Here is a 19907-nt window from a genome sequence, read left to right on the forward strand (position 1 = left end):
GAAATAGTACCTGTTTCTTAGCTGAAAAAATTTTATGCCCAAGGGTGAAAGTTTTGTTAAGGCTGTGTATATTGCGCCATAACAAAATTAATCCACCATGAAATTTTTAAAAGCCTATGTGATCCTGTTTTTAATAGGATGGAGCACCTGTGCCCAAATTAAACCTATTCAGGTTCAAAAAAGTGAAATTCAGAAAGACGATAAGAAAGATTCTGAATTAATGTTTACCGCCTACGATGGGAATGGCGGTTTTTATACCGCCAGGATGTACAGCGGCGGACTCATTAAAAGCCCTAAAGGTTACCTTCTACAACATTACGACAAGTCACTGCAGCAAATTGGGGAATATGATTATGAAATTGATGACAGCAGTATTAAAAGCTTTTTTGTAAAGGATGGAAAGCTCAACATTATAGAATACAAAAGAGATAGAAGTGCCAATGTTAATGATTATAATTTGCTAACTACTCCGGTAGGCGAATTCAGCTTTGAAAAGAAGAAAATCTTTTCGGTCTCCAGAAAAGATGTAAAAAAACCTTTCATGATTCTGGTAGGCATCTTGCCTATTACCAACATGGGAAGCGTAGACCATGATCCTACGGGAGAAGTTTACCTTTCTGAAGATAAGAACTTTATCACCTTTAATTTTGATCTTAAGGACGACCAGGAGGAAACCCACCTGGTAAAGGTCTATAATGATAAACTGGAACTGGTATTTGAGAAAGAGTTTAAGCAGGAAGGAATTAAGGACAGGTTGTTTGAATATAATTCGGTTACAACAGATAATGAGGATGGCACGGTTTACTTCTTAGGCAAACAATATGAAAGTGAACGTGCAAAGAAAGACGGGAAGGCTAATTATGAATATAAACTGTTTAGCCTTTCTGCTGAAGGGATGCGTGAACTCTCCTTCAACACAGGCGAGAATTTTGTTGGTTCTATGGAATTGGTCAATAACCAGGATAATTTGGTTTGTGTTGGTTTTTATTCAGAAAAAAATGATTACCGCTATAAGGGAACGGTCTATTATAACATAAATAAGGAAAATTTTAGTTTAAGAACCTCTTCTTTGAATCCATTTACCGAGCAATTCATGGTTGATAAATACGGTGAAAAAAGAGGAAAACGCAAGAAAGAGAAAGGAAAGGAATTAAGGGATTTCACCTACAGGGGCTTCCATATTGATGAAGAGGGAAATACCTATTTTACGGCAGAAGAATATTATGTGGTTACCCACATGATGAGCGGTATGAATGGCATGATGACCACTACCACCACTTTTTACTTCAAAGATATTTTTGCCTGTAAAATAAATACTGAGGGCAAAATGCAATGGGCCCGTAATTTCAACAAATCCCAGGCTACAGCAGGTAAGGCTATAGACTATTATTCATGTTTGTCTACCTATAAAGATGATCGCTTAATTATTTTGCTGAATGGTTCTGATAAGGTTAAAAAACTAAAGGATAACAGGATAAGGTTTGACGATAAAAAAGTTAAAAAACTCAGCCTTTATGCTATTGAAATTCTGCCGGATGGCGACTTTGATTATGAGCAAATCATAAATAATAAAGAGTCCAAAGTTACCTATAAAGTGGCTGAAGGTATAGTTACCAATAATAAAGATGCGATTATCCTTGAAGGTAATAAGGGAAAAAAGAAGCGCATTGTAAAACTCACACTTTAAAATAGAGGAGTAAAAGACTCCCTGATCCTGATTTCAAAACATTGCTTTAAAATTAAAAGGTTCAACTGATATTCGGTTGGACCTTTTTTGATTAAGCCAAGGTGCCAAAAATATTTTGAGTTAAACATAAATAGGAATAATTCCAATATAAAGGATTTATTCCTTATTTTTGTTTTATGTCTAAGCAGGATTTTATTAAAGGAAGAGGAGCGCAATTAAATGTCCATAACAGGTTTGATGCGCACAGCCATGAAACCAGGGATGATTTTTTAAATTATTGCATTGTGGAAGGAGAAGAAGCCTATCAAAACAAAACAACACTCATAGATACCTTTCCTAAAAGCATTATAAATAAAGTGGAAAGTCCAGATGTGGGAATGGGATATTCCCTTAATCCTTACCAGGGCTGTGAACATGGCTGTATTTATTGCTATGCCCGCAATTCTCACGAATATTGGGGATTTAGCGCAGGCCTTGATTTTGAACAGAAAATCCTGGTAAAGCGAAATGCAGTGGAATTGCTGGAAAAAAAGATAAGCAGCAAAAGGTGGGATGCGCAAACCATAGTGCTTTCAGGAAATACAGATTGTTATCAGCCCATAGAAAAGAAGCTTGAAATTACCCGAAAACTGCTTCAGACTTTCCTTAAATATCGCCATCCGGTGGGGATAATCACCAAAAATGCGCTCATCCAGCGGGATATTGATATTTTAAAAGAACTTGCCGCAGATAACCTGGTGCGGGTAAACCTTTCTATTACCTCGTTGCATGAAGAAACGCGGCGAATCCTGGAGCCCCGCACGGCCAGTATAAAAAAACGCCTGGAAACGATCGAAAAACTCGCTAAAGAGAACATCCCGGTGAGCGTAATGATGGCACCTATAATTCCCGCTATTAACAGCCATGAAATTATGCCGCTGGTAAAGGAGATTGCCCAAAGGGGTGCGCAAAGTGTTGGCTATACTATTGTAAGGCTTAACGGGGCAATTGGCCAGATCTTTACCGATTGGATTAAAAAGGCGATGCCAGAAAGGGCAGCCAAGGTGTTGCATCAAATTGAAGATATTCATGGAGGAAGTTTAAACGATAGCAGGTTTGGGACCAGGATGAAAGGCGAAGGAAAATTTGCAGAGCAGGTGGAACAGCAATTTAAGATAGCCCGCAAGAAATATTTGAAGGATATAGATCGTAAACCACTCAATTTCGATTTGCACCGGCAGTTTAAGGACGGGCAGTTAAAACTTTTTTAAAATTCCGCTTTTTCAATCTTTTGGTTTCTGCTTAGCAGCAATTATTCAGTAACTTCAGGTAAAACCATGAATTATTAGTTATGCCTGAATTACCTGAAGTTGCTTATCAGAAAAAATATGTAGATGCCACTGCGCTGCACAAAAAAATTGTAAAGGTGGAAACGGGGGTTGCAAAACTTTTTCAGTCACCGCAAAAGGATTTTAAGAAGGCCCTGGAAAATCAAAAATTTGAAGAAACCACTCAGCTGGGAAAATATCTGTTTCTGAAGATAAGTTCCGGCCAGCAGCTTGTACTTCATTTTGGGATGACTGGGAAAATGGAATATTATCAGCATGATGAGGTTCCCAAGCATGCGCAATTAACCACGATTTTTGATGATGATTCCAGGTTATCATTTGTATGTCCGCGAAAATTCGGAAAAATTTATATGGCTGATGGAGTGGAAGATTTTCAGAAAAAACATTCCCTCGGAAACCATGCGCTGGATATTGAGGAAAAGGAATTCCTGGAACTGCTTCAGGAGAAAAAGGGAAGCATTAAAGGCGCGTTGACAGACCAGCATGTTATTGCCGGAATTGGGAATTTGTATGCCGATGAGATGCTCTACCAGTGCGGTATTCATCCTAAATCTAAAACTGAGAATCTTTCAGAAAAAGATAAAAAATGTCTTTTTAAAGAAATGGATAAAGTTTTGAAAAGGGTGATAAAAAGTAAAACTGAAGATTCCAGGCTCCCGGAAAGCTATCTTACCAGGCATAGAAAAGAAGGCGCAGATTGCCCTAACTGCAAAGGCAAAGTGAAAATGATAAAGGTTTCCGGCAGGAGCACTTATCTCTGCCCAAATTGCCAGAAAGAGAAGTGAAAAATTTGAAAAAAGTTCTCCTCTTTTTAAGGAGGGCCCGCCTGAATGACTCCGTTGGGCAGGGTGGCCGAAGGCCGGGGTGGTAGATAACATCTCGACTGCGCTCGAGTTGCCATTTTAATGCTAGCTAAAAAGTGAAGTAATGAAGATTTTTATAGGTTGTTCAGGTTGGAATTACAAAGACTGGCGCGGGACATTTTATCCTGAAAAACTGGCTCAGAAAAACTGGCTGGAATTTTACACCCAAAAGTTCAATACGGTAGAGGTGAACAATACCTTTTATAGATTTCCGAAGGAATCCACCCTGGAAAAATGGAAGAAAACCGCTCCAAAGGGATTCAACTTCACCTTAAAAGGCAGCCGTTACGTTACCCAGATGAAAAAGCTTAACGATGTGGAAGAGCCGGTAAGGAATTTTGAGGAAGTGGCAAATGTGATGAAGACCAAGCTTAGCTGCATTCTTTGGCAATTGCCGCCCAGCCAGCACCGGGATGACGAAAAGCTTATCAATTTTTGTAAAATGCTAAAAACTTCTAACCGAAATATAATTGAGTTCCGCCATAAATCCTGGTTTGATGAGGAGGTTTATGAAATTTTGAGAAAAAACAGCGTTAGTTTTTGCTCCATTTCGGCTTCGGGTTTTCCCGATGATATGATTGTGACCAGGAAAAAGACCGCTTATGTTCGCTTTCATGGTTTGGCAAAAGACTGGTACCGCTATCATTATTCAAAATCTGAATTACGGGAATGGTACGAGAAGATTAAAGATTGCGGTGCCAGCGAAATCTATATTTACTTTAATAATGATTATGAAGCTAACGCTCCCAAAAATGCCATGGAGTTACGGGAGATGTTTGGTTAAAAGAGGCATTTAAAGATTTCCTCCTTCAGGCTTCGCCATTCCATTCTTTATAAAATTGCTCCAGATAAATCTCCATAAACTCATGACGCTTTTCGGCAATTTCTTTGCCTGTTTGGGTATTCATCCTGTCCTTCAGCAATAAGAGTTTTTCATAAAAATGATTAAGAGTAGGGGCGGAAGAAGCTTTATATTCCTCTTTGCTCATGTTAAGGTTTGGCTTAATTTCAGGATTGTATAAGCCGCGGCCTTTATAGCCGCCGTAGTTAAAAGTGCGTGCAATGCCAATAGCTCCCAAAGCATCAAGCCTGTCCGCATCCTGGACGATGTCCAGTTCTAAAGAGCTGAACTCCCTGTTCACATTCCCGCCTTTGAAAGAAATATTTTCGATGATCTTTATTACATGTTCAATTACTTCTGAAGAAACCTGTTGAGAATTAAGAAAATCTTCAGCGGTTTTAGGACCTATCGTTTCATCACCGTTATGAAATTTGGAATCGGCGATATCGTGAAGCAAAGCGCCCAGGGCTACTATAAAATCATCAGCATTTTCCCCTTCAGCGATTAATTTTGCATTGTTGTAAACTCTCTGGATATGAAACCAGTCATGGCCCCCTTCAGCATTTTTAAGAGTTTCTTTTACAAAAGCAATGGTGTTTTCTATAATTTCAGCTTGTATTGTGGTCATGCAATAGTGGTTAAACCTCACCAGTTTTAAAAGTCGGCAAAGTCGAGTTATGTTTAATAATTATAATGGTTATTCAATATCCCCAATTATCGTTCTTTCGGTAAGGGCGATAAGGCTTTCAGGATCATCAGAATTCACGGGAATTGGTTTGTGAACTTTCAGTTTAAAGTGAATGCCCAATCCCAATGGAAACATCCCGTAACGAAATAATTTCCAGGAATTATTAATGGTAAGCGGCACAATAAGCGCATCGGGCATTTGCTTGATGAGGATTTGCAGGCCGCGTACGGCGAATTTCTTTGGCTTCCCCGTACGGCTCCTGGTGCCTTCGGGAAAAATAACCGCCGAGCGATTGGTCTCCTTGAGATATTTGGCAAAACCGGCCATTTTCACCAAAGATTCCCTGGCGTTCTTCCGGTCTATCAATACAGAGCCGCCATGCCTTAAATTAAAGGAAATACCGGGAATTCCTTTGCCCAGTTCTTTCTTGCTTACAAATTTAGGATGGTGCTTTCGCAAATACCAGATGATAAGAGGGATATCATACATTCCCTGGTGATTGGCCACGAAAATGCAGGGTTTATCTGCGGGAATAGGATGCGGATTATCACAGCTAAAACGGGAGCCCAGCACATCCAGGCATCGCATTAAAACGAAATTAAAATAATCTACGCTTTTCTTGTGAGCTTCATACCCGCCAAGCTTCAGGCTAATCCACTGGATCACATGAAAAACCAGCAAAGTGATAAAAAAGAAGAGATAACTTATTACCGAAAGCGGGTAGGAAAGTATTTTTTTCATTTTAATGTTTAAAAGCACAAAAATATGCTTTTAAACCAACACAGGGCAAGTGCAGAATCAGTCTTCTCTCTCTATGCAAATTCCGTTTTCACAGCGCAGGTTAGCGGGCGGTGCCGGGATACTGCAATCGGACGGAATATGGTATCTCTCGTTGTAGCTTTCTTCAGCTTCGGTATAATTGGCTACCATAGCTTCAAGTTTTGCTTCATCAATGCCTGAAGGATAGATCAGGTATCCGCGAGGGCCTCCGCAGGATTTGCTTCCGTAGGGAATGTAGGTGCAATTCCCATCTGCAGTACAGGAAGCTTCGGCAATAAATTCATTTATTTCATTTAATTTAAGCTGAAGTTGTGCTGAGGCTTCTTCCCTGGAAACGGCATCGCCTTGTGTGGAACATCCAAAGCAGCTTAAAAGCAGGAAAATTAAATACAGAAAAATAGATTTCATGGAAAGCTTGTTTTCACCAAGATGAACAAACTCCGCAATGGTTGCGTCTAAAAACTAAAAAACCGTTTAGAAATACATCCAAACGGTTTTTAATATTATTCTTTTTAAGAAAGATTTTAGCAGTACTCGTTATAAGCACCGGCAAGATTTTCTGCGATCATTTCTGCAGGACGTCCTTCAATATGGTGGCGCTCTAGCATATGAACCAGTTCCCCGTCTTTAAACAATGCCATAGATGGCGAAGAAGGAGGGAAAGGCACCATAAACCCACGGGCGTGGTCTGTTGCGTCTTTATCTACTCCCGCAAAAACGGTGTAAAGGTTATCTGGTTTTTTTGCATTCTGCAAAGAAATTCTGGCACCTGGACGGGCATTAGCAGCGGCACATCCACAAACCGAATTCACCACTACCAGAGTAGTTCCTTCTTTTTTCATCGCGGCATCAACCTCTTCTACAGTGTGCAATTCTTCAAAACCGATATTGGTCAAATCTTCACGCATCGGTTTTACTAATTCTGCTGGATACATATATTGATAATTTATATTATACTTAAGTGAATTGCAAAGATACAAATTAACTTTAAGTGCGCGTATCTCAAATTCCTATGAGCGAATAGGTTGAATTTATGCAAACACTGCTTTAAAAAACCTTCTACGGCCCTAGACTTTAGCTAAAATGTTATCTTTGCCCTGGAAAGAAAAATTGCCTCATGATTAAATGGTTGCTGGCCATACTCGGCCTGATTTACTTTAGGATCCCCGGAGCTGTTGCAGGCTTTTTAATAGGAACTTTACTGGACAACTACACCCGCTCCACCGGCGGGCTGCTTAGCGGCCTTTTTGGAGAAGAAAAAAAGCAAACCGTTTCCCCGGGAGATTTCGAGCTTAACCTGCTTTCCCTGTGCGCATTAGTAATAAAGGCAGACGGGCAGGTTTCCCAGCGGGAGCTGGATTATGTGCGCTCTTATTTTGTAAGTTCCTATGGAAAGGAAAGAGCCAATGCCACCTTCCGAACCTTCAATGAAGTTATCAAAAACAGAGAACTCTCTGCCTACAGAATTGCCCAATACCTGGCGCACCGTACCAAATATCCCACCCGGCTGCAAATAACCCATTTTCTCTTTGGGATTGCCCAGGCCGATGGAAATGTAAGTCCTGCCGAAGCAAAAATAATCCAGGAAATTGCCGGCTACCTGCGCATCTCCAGGATGGATTTTGAGAGTATCAAGGCAATGTTCCTTAAGAAATCTGCCGAGAGTGCTTATAAAATCCTTGAAATTGAGAAAAATGCCAGCGACGCCGAAGTTAAAAAAGCATACCGTACCATGGCCAAAAAGTACCACCCAGATAAGCTGGGCCATATGGATGAGGCCTATCGCAAAGGAGCACAGGAAAAATTCCGAAAAGTGCAGGAAGCCTATGAGCAGATTCAAAAGGAACGCGGAATGTAATATTTTGGGCGTTGCCTGCGGCCCGGGCTTTATGCTGCAATCTTTTGCTCGTGCCTCGCAAAAGGATTTTCGCTGCAATCCCTAACGCGAATTTTGCTGTTTTAATAGTTTGTTTTCGTGTAACTCACATGGTTTTACCAAAAAATTTCTTCTTCTATTAAATATCTTTAGCGGTATTTGTTCCTGAAAACTCATATTAATGGTGCCGCAAAAGAATTTTTAAAAAACCCGAACCTCCTTCAACCATAGATAATGCCGGCTTAAAATAAAAATTTAGACTTGCCTAAATTTTTATTTTTATTCTATAAAATATTTCGCATCTTTGACTTTCAAAGAATTAGGAATGATAAAGAAGCTTTTATTTGCAGGATCGTTAGTTGCCGGCAGCCTGTCTGCAATAGCTCAGGAAACTTCCAAAGAATTTATTACCGACCGGCCAGACGCAACAGAATCTCCGCGGCTTGTCCCGCATAAATCTTTTCAGGTGGAAACCGGTTTTCTTTATGAAAATTATGGCGAAAAGGAGCTAAGGCTCAATAACTACACTTACAGTACAACTTTACTTCGTTACGGGTTATTGGAAAATCTGGAGTTGCGGTTGGGAGCAGACCTTTTTCAATCCCAGCCTGGCAGGAGCAGTGCTGTGGCAGAGATAAGCACCGGTTTTTCACCACTTTTGGCTGGTGTAAAAATTGGTGTTGCCGAAGAAAATGGATGGCTGCCTGAAATTGGGTTTTTAGGCCACCTGTACCTGCCTTTTTCGGTTTCCGAAGAGTATCGTCCTGAAAGCACGGGAGTCGATTTTCGTTTTGCCTTTTCCAATAACCTGAGTGACAGGAGCGCATTATCCTATAATCTTGGTGCTGCATGGGCGGGAGCGCAACCTGCGGCGGTTTACTTATATACGGTTTCTTATTCCTACAGCTTAACTTCAGGTTTAGGCGCATATGCCGAACTCTATGGCGAAATACCTGAAGCAGGCATGGCAGCACACTTTTGTGATGCAGGTTTGACTTATGCAATTCAGGATAATCTGCAATTAGATGCTTTAGCAGGCTTTGGGATTAATAACGAACAAAATCTGATGCTGGGTGCCGGCCTTAGCTTCAGGTTACCAAATTAGATTAATATGTTCAGCCTTTCAGAAGAAAATTATTTAAAAGCCATTTTTCACCTGGAGAAAAATTACAGGAACGGGGTAAGTACAAATGCCCTGGCAGAAGAAATGGAGACCAAAGCATCTTCGGTTACCGATATGGTGAAGAAGCTTTCAGAAAAGAAACTGGTAAATTATAAAAAATACCAGGGCGCTAAACTTAGTGATTCGGGACGTAGAACAGCAGTAGAGATTATCAGGAGGCATCGCCTTTGGGAATATTTCCTGGTGGAAAAATTAAATTTTAGCTGGGATGAGGTGCACGAGGTGGCCGAAGAACTGGAACACATAAAATCTGAAAAATTAATCACAGAGCTGGATAAATTTCTGGATTATCCGCGCCGGGACCCACATGGGGATCCTATTCCAGATGCCCAGGGAAATTTTGTCCAAACCTCCAAAGTTTTGCTTTCTGCCTGTAAAAAATCAGATTCAGGAAAAATTGTTGGGGTAAAGGATTCTTCGGCGGCTTTTCTTCAGTACCTGGATAAACTGGATATTGGCCTGGGGAGCATTTTAGAAGTTCGTCATATAGAAGATTTTGACCAGTCTATAGAACTGGAGGTAGATTCCAATACGATCACCCTTTCTCATAAAACCGCTTCTAATCTTTATATTCAGCTGGAATAGAATGGAAAAAAGAAGTACAAAATCTTTGGAAGAAGTACATGGCTCTGTAAAAACATCAGGCAAGAAAACCGGCTGGAGAAAAATTCTGGCTTTTTTAGGGCCGGCGTATTTGGTAAGTGTGGGTTATATGGATCCCGGCAACTGGGCCACAGATCTTGCGGGCGGGAGCCAGTTTGGTTATAGCCTTATTTGGGTTTTGCTTATGTCCAACATCATGGCCCTGCTCCTGCAAAGTTTTTGTACAAGATTAGGAGTGGCTAGCGGGCTGGACCTGGCCCAGGCTTCAAGAAGGGAATATCCAAAAGCGGTAAATTTTATCCTTTACATTTTAGCTGAAATCGCTATCGCCGCCTGTGACCTGGCAGAGGTGGTGGGTATGGCCATAGGGCTCCAGCTGCTTTTTGACATTCCGATGGTCTGGGGCGTGTGTATCACCGTATTAGATAGTTTCCTGCTGCTTTTCCTCATTAATAAAGGAATAAGAAAAATGGAAGCTTTTATCGTCGCGCTAATTGCTGTAATTGCCTTATGTTTTTTTCTTGAAATGTTTTTTGCCAAACCCGATGTTGCTGAGATTGCCACCGGCTTTATACCTTCTATTCCAGATAGCCGGGCCCTATATATTGCTATTGGCATCATAGGGGCTACGGTGATGCCACATAATTTATATCTGCATTCTTCCCTGGTACAAACCCGGCGCACAAAAAAAACCAGGCATGGGATACGGCAGGTATTAAGGTTTAACTTTTTAGATTCGGCCATAGCACTTAACCTGGCATTTTTGGTAAATGCGGCCATACTTATTCTCGCCGCGACTGTCTTTTACAAAAACGGCATGTACGAAGTTGCCGAAATTGAAGATGCACATAAATTACTGGAGCCATTGCTCGGCACCTCCTGGGCACCTGTGTTGTTTGCCCTTGCTCTTATAGCCGCAGGCCAAAGCTCTACCTTAACCGGGACCCTGGCCGGGCAAATTGTGATGGAAGGTTATCTTAATTTAAGGATTCAGCCATGGGTACGCCGGTTGGTTACCAGGCTTATAGCCATTGTGCCGGCACTTCTAACGGTAATTTATTTTGGGGAAGGAGCAACAGGAGAGCTGCTGGTTTTAAGCCAGGTAGTGTTGAGTCTTCAGCTGGGATTTGCCGTAATTCCACTGGTTCATTTTGTGAGCGATAAGAAGCTGATGAAAGGTTTTGCCATAAACTGGCCGCTGCGAATTGCCGCCTGGTTAATTACCGCTGTTATTGTTAGCCTTAATGCCAAACTGGTAATTGATGAACTTGCCGGCTGGATAAGAATTTCAGATCATCCGGTGTATATCTGGATATTTATTGTTCCAATTGCCGTTGCCGCTGCCTTGCTTCTTGTTTTTATCGGGGTTTGGCCATACTTAAAAGATTCATACCAAAAAAGATCAATGGTGCCACATATAACCAAAGCTGAAATAGGGGAATTGTCTATGCCGGAATCTTATAAAAAAATTGCTATTGCCATAGATTTTTCTGCCTCAGATAAAAAATGTATTTCTTCAGCATTACAAATAGGAGGTAAAGAGGCAAACTATACTTTAATTCATGTGGTGGAAACTGCCGGAGCTTTAATTTATGGCAGTGATATAAAAGATCATGAAACCTTTAGTGATAATGAATATCTTGAAAGTTATAAGGAAGAATTGCATTCCCATGGCTACAAAGCTCAAGTTGAGCTGGCTTTTGGTGTGCCCAAAAAGAACATTCCAAAAATAGTGAATGCGGCAGAATTTGATTTACTCGTTTTAGGAAGCCACGGGCATTCTTTCTTTAAAGACATGATATTTGGTACCACAGTAGAAACAGTAAGGCATAAGGTGAAAATCCCGGTTTTTATAGCCTGACTTATAAATGTGAAAAAATAATAGAAAAGATGAAGTCAATTATAGAATACTTTGAACAACTTGACCCGGTACTGGCCGCTTTATATGCAACTTTATTTACATGGGGCCTTACCGCGCTTGGAGCTTCACTTGTATTTTTCTTTAAAAAAATGAACCGGAAGGTGTTTGACGGGATGCTGGGATTTACAGGAGGGGTAATGGTTGCTGCAAGTTTCTGGAGCCTCCTTGCCCCGGGTATTGAAATGAGTCCCGGTGAAGGCTTTGTAAAAGTGATTCCGGCCGTGGTTGGTTTTGGTTTGGGGGCATTGTTTATCTTTGCTTTAGATAAGATACTTCCGCATTTACATGTAAACTTCCAGATGAGTGAAAAAGAGGGGGTAAAAACAAAATGGCATAAATCTATTCTTTTAACCCTTGCCATTACCCTTCATAATATTCCTGAAGGTTTGGCCATAGGGGTGCTTTTTGGAGGTGTTGCTGCGGGATTTGAAGGAGCAAGTATTGGTGGTGCAGTCGCACTGGCTATGGGAATAGGCTTGCAGAATTTCCCCGAAGGCTTTGCCGTTGCCATGCCTTTAAGAGGGCAGGGCCTTAGCCGTTGGAAAAGTTTTAATTATGGCCAGCTGTCTGCAATAGTGGAACCTATAGCAGCCGTATTAGGTGCCTGGGCAGTAATGACTTTTCAGCCGGTTTTACCTTATGCCCTGTGTTTCGCAGCCGGAGCCATGATGTTTGTGGTAGTGGAAGAAGTAGTGCCGGAATCTCAGCAGGAAAGTTATACCGATATTTCCACTCTTGGGTTTATAGGTGGTTTTATACTCATGATGACGCTGGATGTTGGACTGGCCTAATTTGTAACGCCGGTGGTTTTTGGTCGTCTTTAGGGAAACAGAAGTATGAAAAGTTTGTTATTGGGGTTGCTGCTGGTTAATTGCAGCTTGCTTTTTTCACAGCAAAAGGAGGCGGAATATCAATATTTCCAGGAAACACTTTGCCCTGGGGATGTTTTTTCCCTTGGCAAAAATGCCGTAAAATTTAAAAAAGTAATTTCAGATTCCCGTTGTCCTGAAAATGTAACCTGCATCTGGGCAGGAGAGGTGAAAGTATTGCTGGAGTTTTTTGAAAATGGTAAATCTGTTGGAGAGCAGTTGGTTGCCGGTGTCAATTTTCCTTTAGATAATTTCTTCGGAAAATCTTTTGCTCTTTCAGGCTTTGCAGTTTATCCATATCCTGAAAGTCCTCAGAAAATACAAGCTTCAGAATACAGCCTTCAGCTAAAAATTACAGAAAAGCGAGAAAATTAGTGGCAACCACAATCTGATACTCCGCAGGCCTTCTCTTTTTTATTGCTCCTGGACGGGGTTAGGAAAGCAGGCTTCCATATAAATTTGGTGATAAGGTATCCTATTGCAATTGCAAAAGTTATAAAAACTAATATGTGTTGTATCAATTCCATAATCGATGAGTCGGGATTAAGGTGTATTCCTTACATGTTATTTTAGGAGCTGAAATGCAATTAATGCCACAAGGTAAGCAAAAGAACTCATAATTACCAATTGCAGTACCGGCCACTTCCAGGTGTTGGTTTCTTTTTTAACAATGGCCAGCGTACTCATACACTGCATTGCAAAAGCATAAAAAAGCAGCAGGCTTATGCCGCTTGCCAGGGTAAACAAAGGTCCTCCCAGGATGGGATTCACTTCTGCTGCCATACGGTTTTTAATAGTCTCTTCTTCATCACTTCCCACGCTGTATATTGTGGCCAGGGTTCCTACAAAAACTTCGCGCGCTGCAAAGGAACTTATAATGGCAATTCCAATTTTCCAGTCATAACCCAGTGGAGCCACAACAGGTTCTATCCCTCTTCCCATAATACCAATGTAAGAATGCTTCAGTTTATAGGAAGCCACCTCGCCCTGGAATTTTTCTGTAGAAACATTGGCGCCGGATTCATAATTTGAAGCTACTATTTCTTCAGCATTGCTAAAGTTTTTTCCGGGCCCATAGCTTGCCAGCACCCATAGAATAATGGAAATAGCGAGAATAATCTTTCCGGCGCCAAGCACAAACGATTTTGTTTTTTCAACTACAGTAATCCCTACGTTTTTAAGCATGGGCATTTTGTAATTGGGCATTTCAATTACAAAATAGGTACGGTTCTTCACTTTCAGGATTCCGTTTAAGATCCATGCTGAAAAAATGGCCGTTCCAAAACCTATAAGATAAAGCAACATTAAGGTAAGTCCCTGGTAGTTAAAGCCCAGAAAAGTTCCTTCAGGAATTACCAGCGCTATAATGATAAGGTACACCGGTAATCTGGCAGAACAGGTGGTAAAGGGCACCACCAGAATAGTGATAAGGCGTTCTTTCCAGTTTTCAATATTACGAGTGGCCATAACCGCAGGAATGGCACAGGCGGTTCCCGAGACGAGCGGGACTACACTTTTGCCACTAAGCCCAAATCTTCGCATGATCCTGTCCATTAAAAATACCACCCGGCTCATGTAACCTGTTTCTTCCAAAATTGAAATGAACAGGAAAAGAAATGCGATTTGCGGGATAAAAATGATGATTCCCCCAAGGCCGGGAATAATTCCTTCTGCAACCAGGTTGGTAAAGACACCCGGGGGCATAATATTTTTAGCAGATTCACTGAGAGAGGCAAATGCGGCATCTATAAGATCCATGGGATAGCTGGACCAGTTATAGATCACCTGGAAAATAAGCAGTAAAATGGTGAAGAAAACTACGTAGCCCCAAACTTTATGAGTAAGGATCCTGTCTAACCTTGTTCTTAAATCTGTCGCGGCATTTACATCTACCGTCATGGCTTCCTTAAGGGTGCCGTTTATAAACTGGTAGCGCAAAATGGTTTCTTTCTGCTGAAGTCTTTTTAGGTCGCTGGCAGATTTAGGATTAAAATCATGGCTTTTATTTACCTCGTGCCGGTTAATTTTTCCGAAGTTCACATCCTGCGTGATTACCAGCCATAATTTATATAAAGACTGGTTTGGAAAAGCCTTCCTGAGGCGTCCAAAATATTCAGGATCTATAACTGATGCGTTTACACAGGGCTCTGTGGTAATGTGCCGGTAATTTATAATAAGCTCTTTTAATTCCTCTATCCCTTGTCTTTTTCGGGCACTTACCAGGGCAACTTTGGTTTTAAGACGTTCTTCCAACAAATTTACATCCAGGGAAATTCCTTTGCGTTCCATACGGTCTGCCATATTCACCACCAGGATAGTGGGAATCCCCAGATCTTTAATTTGGGTAAAAAGAAGAAGATTGCGTTTTAGATTTTCAACATCGCTTATTACCACGGCCACATCTGGATAATCCTTATCATTTTTATTAAGCAGCAGCTCAATAACAACATTTTCATCTACAGAAGAAGCATTAAGGCTATAAGTTCCCGGCAGGTCCAGGATATGTGCTTTTAGCCCTCTCGGTAATTTGCATATTCCTTCCTTTTTTTCTACCGTAATACCGGGATAATTCCCAACTTTTTGGTTAAGACCGGTAAGGTGGTTAAAAACCGAAGTTTTTCCAGTATTAGGGTTTCCTATTAACGCAACATTAATTTGTTTCGCCATGCTACTCTATTATCTCAATTTCAATCTCTAATGCGGTTTCTTTTCTAATGGCAAGATGGCTTCCGTTTATGTTGAGGTACATGGGATCTTTAAAGGGAGCGGTTTGCACCAATTCCACCTCATTGCCCGGGAGACAGCCCATTTCCAGGAGTTTTAAGGGAACAACATCAGCAGAAAATTCTTTGATAATTCCACGTTGCCCTCGTTTAAGATCTGCTACCGTAAGCTTCAAATTTTATTTAGATTGAATTTAAACAAGGCAAAAGTAAGGTAAATAAAACTAGTAGAAAAGCCTGTAGCTCAAAAACTCCTAATCCTCATATTCCCGCTTTAGGATCTTGATGTCTTCCATAAGATTTTCTATAGCTTCAGGGTCTGTACCGTCATAAAAACCCCTTATTTGCTGGTGTTTATCCACCAGTACAAAATTCTCGGTATGTACCATGTCATACTTGCCACCATCGCCGGTGCTTTTTGTGGCCAGGTAAGACTTACGGGCCAGGTCGTAAATTTGCTTCTTATCGCCGGTAACCAGGTTCCATTTTTCATCAATCACGCCTTTTTCTTCAGCATATTTCTTTAAAACCGGTACGCTGTCTGTCTTGGGAAAAACAGTGTGCGAAAGCAGGAAAACTTCAGGATCATCTTTTATTTTTTCCTGGATTTTCACCATGTGGTCTGTCATGATTGGGCAAATAGTAAGGCAGGTAGTAAAAAAGAAATCGGCTACATAAATTTTGTCCTTGTAGAAATCCTGGGTAATGGTATCTCCATTTTGGTTTACCAGTTTAAAGTCAGCAATCTTATGATATTTTCTTACGTATTGCACCGTGGTATCCACCAGGTCTGCATTTACCATATCTGGCTGATACACAGGCAGGGTCTTCTCCGGCTTCAGCAGCGAATAAATGCTGATGACAATAATAACCGACAGGATAAAAAACACAATGGCAAAGAATTTGTAACGTGCAAAAAACTTTAGCATAATTCTATATTTAGTGCAAAACTAAAGGCTGGCGCTCAAATAGTCACATTTTGTATATTAAAATTTCAGAATAGCCCTTTGCCTTTCTATATAAACTTTTTTAGGAGTTTTTAAAAAGTTACTTTTGTGCGATTAAAATTTGAAGATTAGAGAATGGATCCATTTGCAGTTAAGGCAATTCAACTTTTACTTAGTTTGTCATTGCTTATTGTATTACACGAATTCGGGCATTATATCCCGGCAAAAATATTTAAGACCAGGGTAGAGAAGTTCTTCCTGTTTTTTGATGTGAAATTTGCTCTGTTTAAGAAGAAAATAGGCGATACTGTTTACGGGATTGGATGGTTGCCTCTGGGCGGTTACGTGAAGATTTCCGGGATGATAGATGAAAGTATGGACCGGGAGCAAATGGAAAAACCTCCGCAGCCATGGGAATTTAGAAGTAAACCTGCGTGGCAAAGATTAATCATTATGCTTGGCGGGGTTACGGTAAACCTGGTGCTGGGTTTCCTTATTTTCATGATGATATTATTTGTTTGGGGCACTAATTACGTAGGGCCGGAACAAATGCCACAGGGCTTCGCGGTAGCCAATGAGTTTAAGGAATTTGGATTTCAGGATGGCGACCGTATTCTGAAAGTAAACGGAGAAGATTTCGAAAACAGCCTGGATATTAACCGGAATCTTTTTATGCGGGATGTAAATTCTATTACTGTTTTGCACCAAAACGGGCAGGAAGAAACTATTACTCTGCCTGAAGAAATTGGGAGTACCATGTTCCAGAGCGGGGTGCTCCAGCCTTTTGTGCCTATTCAAAGGCCGGTATTAGATACGGTTGTTGCCGATATGGCCGCCGGGTTGGCCGGGCTTAAAAAGGGAGACAGCATTATTTCCATCAATAAGCAGGAAATTGGATATTGGCATGAAATTTCACCGGTCACCAGAGAAAATAAGAACAAAGAAATTGAAATTGTTTACGAAAGGGATGGTGAAATAAAAGGCACCATGGTTACGCCAGATGAAGAAGGCCTGTTAGGAGTTAGGCAAAAACGTGGTTTTAAAGTTGCTAAACGCGAATATGGTTTGGCCGAAAGTATTACAGAAGGTTTTGAAGACGGATACTGGACCTTACGGGATTATGTGTACCAGTTTAAATATGTTTTCACTAAAAAGGGAGCTTCCCAGCTAGGAGGCTTTGGCGCTATAGGTGGCCTTTTCCCAGACACATGGAACTGGCAGGGCTTTTGGCATACCACTGCTTTAATTTCCATAATCCTGGCTTTTATGAATATTCTGCCAATTCCTGCCCTTGACGGGGGGCATGTGACTTTCCTGCTTTATGAAATTGTTACCGGTAGAAAACCCAATGATAAGTTTATGGAAATAGCACAACTGGTTGGCTTTGTACTCATCCTGGGCCTTGTACTTTATGCCAATGGGAACGATATCTATAAATGGCTTTTTGAATAAAATAACAGGAACTTAATAAAAAAGCCGAATGCCCATTTCGGCTTTTTGGTTTTTAAGGAATTCCTAAGATTAGATTTGGTAATTTTGAAAAGTTGCAAAATTAAAACATTATGAAGCATTTCCTTCTGAGCCTTTTTCTTCTATTATCTCTGCAGTCCTTCTCACAGATCTACGATCCTGTGGACTGGTCTGCTTCTGTTGAAAAAGTTGCAGGTACTAAAAATGATTATAGTTTTGTTTTCTCTGCCAAAATCGAAGAAGGATGGCACCTATATGCGCAGGATGTTCCTGAAGGAGGCCCCATTGCCACAACGTTTTCCTTTAAAGAAAATCCGGCGTATGAGGTAATAGGAGAAACTGAAGAGGAAGAAGGGAAAACGATAGAAGATCCCGTATTCGAAATGCGTATTAAATTTTTTGAAGACCAGGCTACCTTCCGGCAGCGTATAAAATTGCTGAAGGAATCTGCTGTAGTAGAGGCTTCGGTAGAGTTTATGGTTTGTGATGACGAACGTTGCCTGCCACCTTCAGTAGAAGAATTTAATTTCAGCATTCCGGAAAGAGCAGGAATAGCAGCTTCAGCAGATCCCAACGTTTTTAATTCTGCACCTGCCGGAAATGAAAATACAGATACTACCACCATTTCAGAAGAGAAGAAAATTCCCAATCAGGTCGAAACAGGAATTATCGCAGATAATGAAGGGGAAAAAGGCTTATGGGGAATTTTCATTGTGGCCTTTCTTTCCGGCTTCGCGGCTTTGCTAACACCCTGCGTTTTTCCTATGATCCCTATGACGGTAAGTTACTTCACCAAACAAAGTAAAAACCGTGCGAAAGGAATAAGAAACGCGATAATTTATGGAATTTCCATAGTGGTGATTTATGTGCTGCTTGGTTCGGCAGTTACGGCAATTTTTGGCGCCGATTCCCTTAATGCTTTGGCCACTAATGTTTGGTTTAACCTTGCTTTCTTTATCATTCTGGTGGTTTTTGCCATTTCCTTTTTTGGGGCTTTCGACATCATGCTGCCCAACTCCTGGGCGAACAAAGTAGATTCACAGGCAGACCGGGGAGGGATAATTGGTATTTTCTTTATGGCCCTTGCCCTGGCCATAGTATCCTTTTCCTGTACCGGGCCAATTGTGGGCACATTGCTGGTGCAGGCAGCTTCCACAGGTGGCCTTGCTCCAATCATCGGGATGCTTGGCTTTTCGCTGGCAATCGCCTTGCCCTTCGCGCTCTTTGCCGCTTTCCCTGGCTGGCTTAACAGTCTTCCACGCAGTGGCGGCTGGTTGAATACCGTAAAAGTTTTTCTGGGATTCCTGGAACTGGCCTTGGCTTTTAAATTTCTGTCTCAGGCAGATCTTGTACTGCAGCTGCATTTGCTGGAAAGGGAAATTTTTATAGCCATCTGGATTGCCATTTTTGGCGCTTTGGCTTTTTATTTATTCGGAAAAATACGCCTGCCGCACGATTCTCCTTTAGAACATATTTCTGTTGGCAGAATGCTGATGGGGCTTTTGGTCCTTACGTTTACCATATATTTAATTCCCGGACTTTGGGGTGCTCCGCTGAATTTAATCAGTGCTTTCCCACCGCCAATGGAATATAGTGAATCGCCTTATGGTGTTGGTAATAGCCGAAATTCTGTAGCGGCAAATCCAGGTGCCAACACTGAAATTCCCGAAGGGGCACATTTGCTCCCGCCGCACGATATTATGGCTTTTAACGATTATGAGAAAGGAATGGCCTATGCGAAAAAGGTCCATAAACCGGTAATGCTGGATTTTACAGGTTGGGCCTGTGTGAACTGCCGCAAGATGGAACAAAACGTATGGCCGAAACCACAAATTTTGAGTAAGTTAAAAAACGAAGTGGTGCTTATCTCGCTTTATGTAGATGATAAAAGGGATTTGCCTGAAGAAGAGGCTTATACTTCAGAAGTTACCGGAAATAAGGTGAATACAGTTGGAAAGAAGTGGAGCGAACTTCAGATTAAAGAATACGGTGCAAATGCGCAGCCTTTTTACGTTTTGCTAAACCACGAAGGGGAAAAACTGAATGAACCCGCCGCCTATACGCCAGATGTTGAAGAATACAACCAATGGCTGCAGGAAGGGATTGCAGTCTTTGAAGATTAGCAACA

At 41.3% G+C, this 19907-nt stretch carries 19 protein-coding genes; 12 read left to right on the forward strand and 7 right to left on the reverse strand.

Translation table 11 applies throughout. The features are described from left to right. Positions 1-97 precede the first annotated feature (97 nt). From AB8M93_RS09375 to AB8M93_RS09390, 4 genes are all read left to right on the forward strand, one after another. A complete protein-coding gene (locus AB8M93_RS09375) occupies positions 98-1687 on the forward strand; it encodes a hypothetical protein (RefSeq protein ID WP_373057314.1) in 1590 nt (529 codons plus the stop codon). A 176-nt stretch (positions 1688-1863) separates the two neighbouring features. Next, the gene (locus AB8M93_RS09380; RefSeq protein ID WP_373057315.1) at positions 1864-2937 is read left to right on the forward strand and encodes a PA0069 family radical SAM protein; all 1074 of its coding nucleotides are present in this window, start codon (positions 1864-1866) and stop codon (positions 2935-2937) included. An 80-nt stretch (positions 2938-3017) separates the two neighbouring features. Next, positions 3018-3800, forward strand: a complete 783-nt coding sequence (locus AB8M93_RS09385) for an Fpg/Nei family DNA glycosylase (RefSeq protein WP_373057316.1) — start codon at positions 3018-3020, stop codon at positions 3798-3800. A gap of 142 nt (positions 3801-3942) precedes the next feature. Continuing rightward, positions 3943-4662, forward strand: a complete 720-nt coding sequence (locus AB8M93_RS09390; RefSeq protein WP_373057317.1) for a DUF72 domain-containing protein — start codon at positions 3943-3945, stop codon at positions 4660-4662. A 25-nt stretch (positions 4663-4687) separates the two neighbouring features. Here AB8M93_RS09390 and AB8M93_RS09395 read toward each other — a convergent pair whose 3' ends face one another. From AB8M93_RS09395 to AB8M93_RS09410, 4 genes are all read right to left on the reverse strand, one after another. Beyond that, the gene (locus AB8M93_RS09395; RefSeq protein ID WP_373057318.1) at positions 4688-5347 is read right to left on the reverse strand and encodes an HD domain-containing protein; all 660 of its coding nucleotides are present in this window, start codon (positions 5345-5347) and stop codon (positions 4688-4690) included. A 69-nt stretch (positions 5348-5416) separates the two neighbouring features. After that, a complete protein-coding gene (locus AB8M93_RS09400; RefSeq protein WP_373057319.1) occupies positions 5417-6148 on the reverse strand; it encodes a lysophospholipid acyltransferase family protein in 732 nt (243 codons plus the stop codon). 57 nt (positions 6149-6205) lie between these two features. Beyond that, positions 6206-6595, reverse strand: coding sequence for a hypothetical protein (locus AB8M93_RS09405; protein WP_373057320.1), 390 nt, complete (start codon positions 6593-6595; stop codon positions 6206-6208). 116 nt (positions 6596-6711) lie between these two features. Continuing rightward, on the reverse strand, positions 6712-7122 hold the full coding sequence (locus AB8M93_RS09410; protein WP_373057321.1) for a BrxA/BrxB family bacilliredoxin: 411 nt from the start codon (positions 7120-7122) through the stop codon (positions 6712-6714). 182 nt (positions 7123-7304) lie between these two features. On the opposite strand from AB8M93_RS09410, the gene AB8M93_RS09415 reads away from it, so the two are divergent. The 6 genes from AB8M93_RS09415 to AB8M93_RS09440 all read left to right on the forward strand — a co-directional run bounded on the left by AB8M93_RS09415 (position 7305) and on the right by AB8M93_RS09440 (position 13014). Then, positions 7305-8045 carry a TerB family tellurite resistance protein gene (locus AB8M93_RS09415; protein ID WP_373057322.1) on the forward strand — a complete coding sequence of 247 codons (741 nt, stop codon included), beginning with the start codon at positions 7305-7307 and terminating at the stop codon, positions 8043-8045. A gap of 343 nt (positions 8046-8388) precedes the next feature. Next, entirely contained in the window at positions 8389-9168 is a 780-nt protein-coding gene (locus tag AB8M93_RS09420) for a transporter (RefSeq protein WP_373057323.1), read from the forward strand. A 6-nt stretch (positions 9169-9174) separates the two neighbouring features. Continuing rightward, a complete protein-coding gene (locus AB8M93_RS09425) occupies positions 9175-9831 on the forward strand; it encodes a metal-dependent transcriptional regulator (RefSeq protein WP_373057324.1) in 657 nt (218 codons plus the stop codon). Between the two features lies 1 nt (position 9832). Beyond that, positions 9833-11710: an Nramp family divalent metal transporter gene (locus AB8M93_RS09430; protein ID WP_373057326.1), complete on the forward strand. Its 1878-nt coding sequence runs from the start codon at positions 9833-9835 to the stop codon at positions 11708-11710. A gap of 29 nt (positions 11711-11739) precedes the next feature. Next, positions 11740-12561 (forward strand): ZIP family metal transporter, encoded by an 822-nt coding sequence (locus AB8M93_RS09435; RefSeq protein ID WP_373057327.1) that lies wholly within the window; start codon positions 11740-11742, stop codon positions 12559-12561. Positions 12562-12606: 45 nt separating this feature from the next. Continuing rightward, positions 12607-13014, forward strand: a complete 408-nt coding sequence (locus tag AB8M93_RS09440) for a hypothetical protein (RefSeq protein WP_373057328.1) — start codon at positions 12607-12609, stop codon at positions 13012-13014. Between the two features lie 189 nt (positions 13015-13203). Here the strand turns inward: AB8M93_RS09440 and feoB are convergent, their stop codons facing one another. The 3 genes from feoB to AB8M93_RS09455 form a co-directional block, all read right to left on the reverse strand. After that, a complete protein-coding gene (gene feoB / locus AB8M93_RS09445; RefSeq protein ID WP_373057329.1) occupies positions 13204-15306 on the reverse strand; it encodes a ferrous iron transport protein B in 2103 nt (700 codons plus the stop codon). A 1-nt stretch (position 15307) separates the two neighbouring features. Beyond that, positions 15308-15538, reverse strand: coding sequence for a FeoA family protein (locus AB8M93_RS09450; protein ID WP_373057330.1), 231 nt, complete (start codon positions 15536-15538; stop codon positions 15308-15310). 78 nt (positions 15539-15616) lie between these two features. After that, on the reverse strand, positions 15617-16291 hold the full coding sequence (locus AB8M93_RS09455) for an SCO family protein (protein WP_373057331.1): 675 nt from the start codon (positions 16289-16291) through the stop codon (positions 15617-15619). A gap of 153 nt (positions 16292-16444) precedes the next feature. Here AB8M93_RS09455 and rseP point away from each other — a divergent pair, with 153 nt between their 5' ends. After that, entirely contained in the window at positions 16445-17761 is a 1317-nt protein-coding gene (gene rseP, locus AB8M93_RS09460; protein ID WP_373057332.1) for an RIP metalloprotease RseP, read from the forward strand. 110 nt (positions 17762-17871) lie between these two features. Then, positions 17872-19902: a protein-disulfide reductase DsbD family protein gene (locus AB8M93_RS09465; protein ID WP_373057333.1), complete on the forward strand. Its 2031-nt coding sequence runs from the start codon at positions 17872-17874 to the stop codon at positions 19900-19902. Positions 19903-19907 lie beyond the last annotated feature (5 nt).

Origin of the sequence: Autumnicola aciditolerans (genome assembly GCF_041679265.1) — a bacterium.
In the GTDB taxonomy this organism is placed as follows: domain Bacteria; phylum Bacteroidota; class Bacteroidia; order Flavobacteriales; family Flavobacteriaceae; genus Autumnicola.

Excerpts from the sequence above, each read along its gene's own strand:
- rseP (WP_373057332.1), top strand. The coding sequence starts at position 16,445 with ATGGATCCATTTGCAGTTAAGGCAATTCAACTTTTACTTAGTTTGTCA.
- AB8M93_RS09465 (WP_373057333.1), top strand. The coding sequence starts at position 17,872 with ATGAAGCATTTCCTTCTGAGCCTTTTTCTTCTATTATCTCTGCAGTCC.
- feoB (WP_373057329.1), bottom strand. The coding sequence starts at position 15,306 with ATGGCGAAACAAATTAATGTTGCGTTAATAGGAAACCCTAATACTGGA.
- AB8M93_RS09435 (WP_373057327.1), top strand. The coding sequence starts at position 11,740 with ATGAAGTCAATTATAGAATACTTTGAACAACTTGACCCGGTACTGGCC.
- AB8M93_RS09395 (WP_373057318.1), bottom strand. The coding sequence starts at position 5,347 with ATGACCACAATACAAGCTGAAATTATAGAAAACACCATTGCTTTTGTA.
- AB8M93_RS09420 (WP_373057323.1), top strand. The coding sequence starts at position 8,389 with ATGATAAAGAAGCTTTTATTTGCAGGATCGTTAGTTGCCGGCAGCCTG.
- AB8M93_RS09400 (WP_373057319.1), bottom strand. The coding sequence starts at position 6,148 with ATGAAAAAAATACTTTCCTACCCGCTTTCGGTAATAAGTTATCTCTTC.
- AB8M93_RS09440 (WP_373057328.1), top strand. The coding sequence starts at position 12,607 with ATGAAAAGTTTGTTATTGGGGTTGCTGCTGGTTAATTGCAGCTTGCTT.
- AB8M93_RS09390 (WP_373057317.1), top strand. The coding sequence starts at position 3,943 with ATGAAGATTTTTATAGGTTGTTCAGGTTGGAATTACAAAGACTGGCGC.
- AB8M93_RS09425 (WP_373057324.1), top strand. The coding sequence starts at position 9,175 with ATGTTCAGCCTTTCAGAAGAAAATTATTTAAAAGCCATTTTTCACCTG.
- AB8M93_RS09405 (WP_373057320.1), bottom strand. The coding sequence starts at position 6,595 with ATGAAATCTATTTTTCTGTATTTAATTTTCCTGCTTTTAAGCTGCTTT.
- AB8M93_RS09415 (WP_373057322.1), top strand. The coding sequence starts at position 7,305 with ATGATTAAATGGTTGCTGGCCATACTCGGCCTGATTTACTTTAGGATC.
- AB8M93_RS09380 (WP_373057315.1), top strand. The coding sequence starts at position 1,864 with ATGTCTAAGCAGGATTTTATTAAAGGAAGAGGAGCGCAATTAAATGTC.
- AB8M93_RS09375 (WP_373057314.1), top strand. The coding sequence starts at position 98 with ATGAAATTTTTAAAAGCCTATGTGATCCTGTTTTTAATAGGATGGAGC.
- AB8M93_RS09455 (WP_373057331.1), bottom strand. The coding sequence starts at position 16,291 with ATGCTAAAGTTTTTTGCACGTTACAAATTCTTTGCCATTGTGTTTTTT.
- AB8M93_RS09430 (WP_373057326.1), top strand. The coding sequence starts at position 9,833 with ATGGAAAAAAGAAGTACAAAATCTTTGGAAGAAGTACATGGCTCTGTA.
- AB8M93_RS09410 (WP_373057321.1), bottom strand. The coding sequence starts at position 7,122 with ATGTATCCAGCAGAATTAGTAAAACCGATGCGTGAAGATTTGACCAAT.
- AB8M93_RS09385 (WP_373057316.1), top strand. The coding sequence starts at position 3,018 with ATGCCTGAATTACCTGAAGTTGCTTATCAGAAAAAATATGTAGATGCC.